At 71.5% G+C, this 4,288-nt stretch carries 4 protein-coding genes; 2 read left to right on the forward strand and 2 right to left on the reverse strand.

Features of this window, described 5'->3' with window-relative positions:
• Positions 1-23: 23 nt before the first annotated feature.
• The gene (locus HW445_RS20260; RefSeq protein ID WP_180222403.1) at positions 24-1,292 is read right to left on the reverse strand and encodes a glucarate dehydratase family protein; all 1,269 of its coding nucleotides are present in this window, start codon (positions 1,290-1,292) and stop codon (positions 24-26) included.
• The gene (locus HW445_RS20265; RefSeq protein WP_180222404.1) at positions 1,289-2,221 is read right to left on the reverse strand and encodes a 5-dehydro-4-deoxyglucarate dehydratase; all 933 of its coding nucleotides are present in this window, start codon (positions 2,219-2,221) and stop codon (positions 1,289-1,291) included. Before HW445_RS20265 ends, HW445_RS20260 begins: the two co-directional genes overlap by 4 nt.
• A gap of 497 nt (positions 2,222-2,718) precedes the next feature.
• Here HW445_RS20265 and HW445_RS20270 point away from each other — a divergent pair, with 497 nt between their 5' ends.
• Positions 2,719-3,036, forward strand: coding sequence for a cupin domain-containing protein (locus HW445_RS20270; protein WP_180222405.1), 318 nt, complete (start codon positions 2,719-2,721; stop codon positions 3,034-3,036).
• A gap of 189 nt (positions 3,037-3,225) precedes the next feature.
• A partial coding sequence (locus tag HW445_RS20275; protein ID WP_180222406.1) for an ATP-binding protein occupies positions 3,226-4,288 on the forward strand: 1,063 nt, incomplete at its 3' end.

Genomic DNA, 4,288 nt, shown 5'->3' on the forward strand with positions numbered 1-4,288 from the left:
GGCGCCGGCGACGGCGCGCCCGTTCACCAGCGCGGCACCTTCTTCTCGTAGGCGGGGTCGACGGACCGCATGTACCCGGTGTCGTCACGGTCGCGGAGGCCGCAGGCGAGGTACTGCTCGTGCAGGCGGGCCAGTTCGTCCCGGTCGAGCTCGACGCCGAGCCCGGGGCGGGTCGGTACGGCCACCGCGCCGTCGTGGAATTGGAGGACCCCGGGAGCGATCACGTCCTCCGTCTTCCACGGCCAGTGGGTGTCACAGGCGTAGGTCAGGTTGGGGGTCGCGGCGGCCAGGTGGGTCATGGCGGCCAGGCTGATGCCCAGGTGGGAGTTGGAGTGCATCGACAGGCCCAGGCCGAAGGTGTCGCAGATCCCGGCGAGCAGCCCCGAGCGCCGCAGGCCGCCCCAGTAGTGGTGGTCGGAGAGCACGACCTGGACGGCGTCCCGGGAGACCGCGGGGGCCACCTCCTCGAAGGAGACCACGCACATGTTGGTGGCGAGCGGCATCGACGCCTCCCGGGCGACGGCGGCCATGCCGTCCTGTCCGGGGGTGGGGTCCTCCAGGTACTCGAGGACCCCGTCGAGTTCACGGGCGACGTGCAGTGACGTCTCCACGCTCCAGGCGCAGTTGGGGTCGATCCTCAGCGGGAGCTCGGGGAAGGCCTCGCGCAGCGCGTGGACGGTGTCGATCTCCTGGTCCGGCGGGAGGACTCCGCCCTTGAGCTTGAGGGCGGTGAAACCGTAGGTGTCGACCATGCGGCGGGCCTGGGCGACGATGCCGTCGGCGTCCAGGGCCTCGCCCCAGTCGTCGCCCGCGGCGCCGGGGTGGGCGGCCCACTTGTAGAAGAGGTAGGCGCTGAACGGCACCCGGTCGCGGACCGCCCCGCCCAGCAGGTCACTGACGGGGCGTCCCGCCGCCTGGCCCTGGATGTCGAGACAGGCGACCTCGAAGGGCGAGAAGACACGGTCCACGGTGCTGCTGGTGGTGATCATCCCGGTGAGTCCGTGGCCGTCGCTGCCGGTGTCGCCGTCGAGCACCCGGGCGACGGCGGCCCTGATGCGGCCGAGGTGGTGGACGTCCAGGCCGGTCAGGGCGTCGGCCGCGGCGCGGAGACGGCGCAGGTGGCCGGTGTCGGCGTAGGTCTCGCCGAGGCCCAGGAGCCCCTGGTCGGTGTGCACCTCGAGGACGGCCCGCAGGGCGTACGGCTCGTGCACGCCCACGGCGTTGAGCAGCGGCGGGTCCTGGAAGGCGACGGGGGTGACGGTGACCGAGGTGATCCGTATCGCGTCGCTCATCGGCCGGCCTCCTTGGCGGTCCGCTCGACGATCTCGAGTCCCGCGTCGATGATGCGGCGCAGCCGCTCGAGGTGCTGGGGCGCCGGGTCGGTCAGGGGTGGCCGGACGCCTCCGACGTCGTGTCCGCGCAGCGCGATGCCGGCCTTGATCAGGGAGACGGCGTAGCCGGGGACCTTGTCGCGCAGGGACACCAGCGGGTGGAAGAACTCCCGCAGCAGGAGGTCGGTGGTGTCCTGGTCGCCGGTGGTGACGGCGCGGTGGAAGGCGTGCGAGATCTCCGGGGCGAAGCAGAACACCGCGGAGGAGTACAGCTCGACGCCGATGCCGCGGTAGGCGGGAACGGTCACCTCGGCGGTGGGCATGCCGTTGAAGAACTGGAACGGCTTGCCGCTCCCGGCCAGCGCGGAGCGCACCGCCAGGACGGTGCGGGAGAGCCGGTCGAGGTCGCCCACCCCGTCCTTGAAGCCGACGACCCTGTCCATCCGCGCCACCTCGGCCGCCGCGTCGGGGGTGAAGAGGGCGTTGGAGCGGTTGTAGACGATCACCGGCAGGTCGCTCGCGGCCGCGACCTGCCGGGTGTACGCGACCAGTCCGGCGGCGGGCGACTCGACCAGGTAGGGCGGGAGCAGCAGCAGGCCGTCCGCCCCCGCCTCCTGCGCGATGCGGGAGAAGCGCCGGGCCAGCGGCAACGGGCCGCCGGTGCCGGCGAAGACGGGAACCCGGCCGGCCGCCGTCTCGACGGCGGTGGAGACGACCTCGCCGTACTCCTCGGGGTCCAGTGCGTGGAACTCGCCGGTGCCGCAGGCGGCGAAGACACCTCCGGGACCGGCGTCGAGTCCGCGCCCGACGTGTTCGGCGAGTGCCGCCCTGTCGATGGCTCCGGACGCGGTGAAGGGGGTCACCGGAAAGAACAGTACGCCGTCGAACATGGGCACCTCGGGGCTCTCGCGTCCACATATGTGGACGCCATCTCCATTTGCGAACCGACGCCCGCAGCGTAAGACCCCGCCTGACGGCCGGTCAAGGCACCCTCCGCACCCCCTCACGGGGCGGGGCGGGCCCGAGGAGTTCGGCGCCCCCAGCAGGCCCCGGGGCAACGCAGGCCACACAGGCCCCACGAACCCCGGAGTCCTCAAGAGAATCCGAGGGCGCAGAAATGCGCAGGGGCCTCGAAAGATCCCACGCATCCCGGGGAGCAATTCCTTCCCCGGACGCCATTCGCAACACAGCGTCAAACCATTACCCAACGCTTTACCCGCACCCCTTCGGGCGTGGTGCACGCGACCCCAGTTCCGGGTGAAAGTGGTGCACCGGTTCCCTGGTTCGCCCCATGCCCCGGGCATAGTCTCCTGAACCCGCCCCCTCGAGGCCCGGGCTGCTTTCGCGCAGCGCTCCCCTGCGGCCGCGAATCCGAAGGAAACGACGCATGCTCGAAGGGTTCAGCTTTCTCTCGATCACCGAAGTGCCCTCCAAGGAAGTGAAGGAGGGAATCACGGCGAAGATCCTCAAGGAAGGCACGGCGGAGGACCCGTCGGTCTTCATGGAACTCACCTTCGCCCCGGGTGCGGCCTTCGGGAGGGACGAGCACTCCGAATTGGAGATCTTGCACGTCCTGGAAGGCGACTTCAGTGACGGAGATGCCGTTCACGGCCCCGGCACCGTGATTATCGGGCATCCTGGTTCGGTGCATTTCCCGGCCTCCTCGTCGGGCTGCCGGGTGCTCGCCTTCCATCCTCAGGGATGACATTCCGGCCGGACCGACCACCGAAGCGGGCGGCCGGCCGGTTCCTCCCCGGCGGAGCGGGAGCGCCCGGGGTGGCCGAACACGCTCCGGAGAAGTGATCGCCGGCGACTCGTCCGGCATTCCGTCCCCGCGGGCGACGACAACACCTTCCTGGTCGATTGGCGATAACGCGTGCTCGATTACACGGACTTGGTCATCGGAGCGTCGTCCGCGCTCGGTTCGGCGATCGTGGTGTGGTCGGCCTGCCTGCCGGGCAGGCGCCGCGCCGCACGGGAGCTGGCCGAGGCCCTGGCGGCCGCCCGGGAGAAGGCGGAGGCCGCCGAACTCGCCCGGCAGGAACAGGGCCGGCACTGGCAGTACGCCCAGCAGGTGATCAGCGAGCTGGAGTGCCTGGTGGAGCGGCGGCTCCCCCAGGTGGTGCAGGAACTGGAGGGCGTACGGGTCCCGGCCACGGCCGGACTCGCGCACCCCGCCGTCTTCGAGGGCACCGAGGTCGCCGGCTACCTCTCCGCCGCCGAGGGCCTGGTGCGCGGCGCGGGTGACGTGGTCCGGCGCGGCGTCGAGGAGTCGGCGCGTGGAGCGCTGCGCGGTATCGCCGAGGAGGTCCAGGCCGCGCTGACGCACGCCCAGGCCGACATCGACGACGGTCTCGACGACCTGGAGCTGACCGGTGGCGGCGTGTACGCCGGCGCGAAGGACCTGCGCTCGATCCTGACCAAGGTGGACCACAGCGTCACCATGGGCGTCCACAGCGTGCAGCGGCTGCGGATCCTCACCGACTCCTGGCCCGGGATCCAGCGCGCCAGCTGCACGGTCGCGGAGATCGTGGAGAGCGCCCGCGGCCGTATCCGGCACAGCAACGCCGTCGACTACGCCTACCACGTCGACACCGGCGAGATCGTCGTCGACGGCCTGATCGTCGAGCCGGCCATCGTGGCGCTGACCGAACTGCTGGCCAACGCGACCGCCTACTCCGGTGGCACGGTCTCCGTCCACGTGCAGCGGGTGTCCAACGGGATCCGGTTCTCGGTGGAGGACCAGGGACTCGGCATGGCCCCGCTCCAGCTCGAGGAGGCGGAACGCTCCCTGGCCGCGGGCGGGGCGTGGGTGACCGATCTGGCGGAGCCGGGCCGGCTCGGATTCCTGGTGGTGGGACGGCTGATGTCCGAGTACGGGCTGCGGGCGGGCCTCGCCCCGTCCGCCGCGGGCGGGATGCGTGCCGACCTCCTGGTCCCCGACGCCCACCTGCGCG

The sequence above is a fragment of the Streptomyces sp. UH6 genome (assembly GCF_013421635.1).
GTDB lineage: Bacteria > Actinomycetota > Actinomycetes > Streptomycetales > Streptomycetaceae > Streptomyces > Streptomyces abyssomicinicus.

Bases quoted from the DNA above. Each gene is read 5' to 3' on its own strand.
- HW445_RS20260 (WP_180222403.1), bottom strand. From the start codon at position 1,292: ATGAGCGACGCGATACGGATCACCTCGGTCACCGTCACCCCCGTCGCC.
- HW445_RS20265 (WP_180222404.1), bottom strand. From the start codon at position 2,221: ATGTTCGACGGCGTACTGTTCTTTCCGGTGACCCCCTTCACCGCGTCC.
- HW445_RS20270 (WP_180222405.1), top strand. From the start codon at position 2,719: ATGCTCGAAGGGTTCAGCTTTCTCTCGATCACCGAAGTGCCCTCCAAG.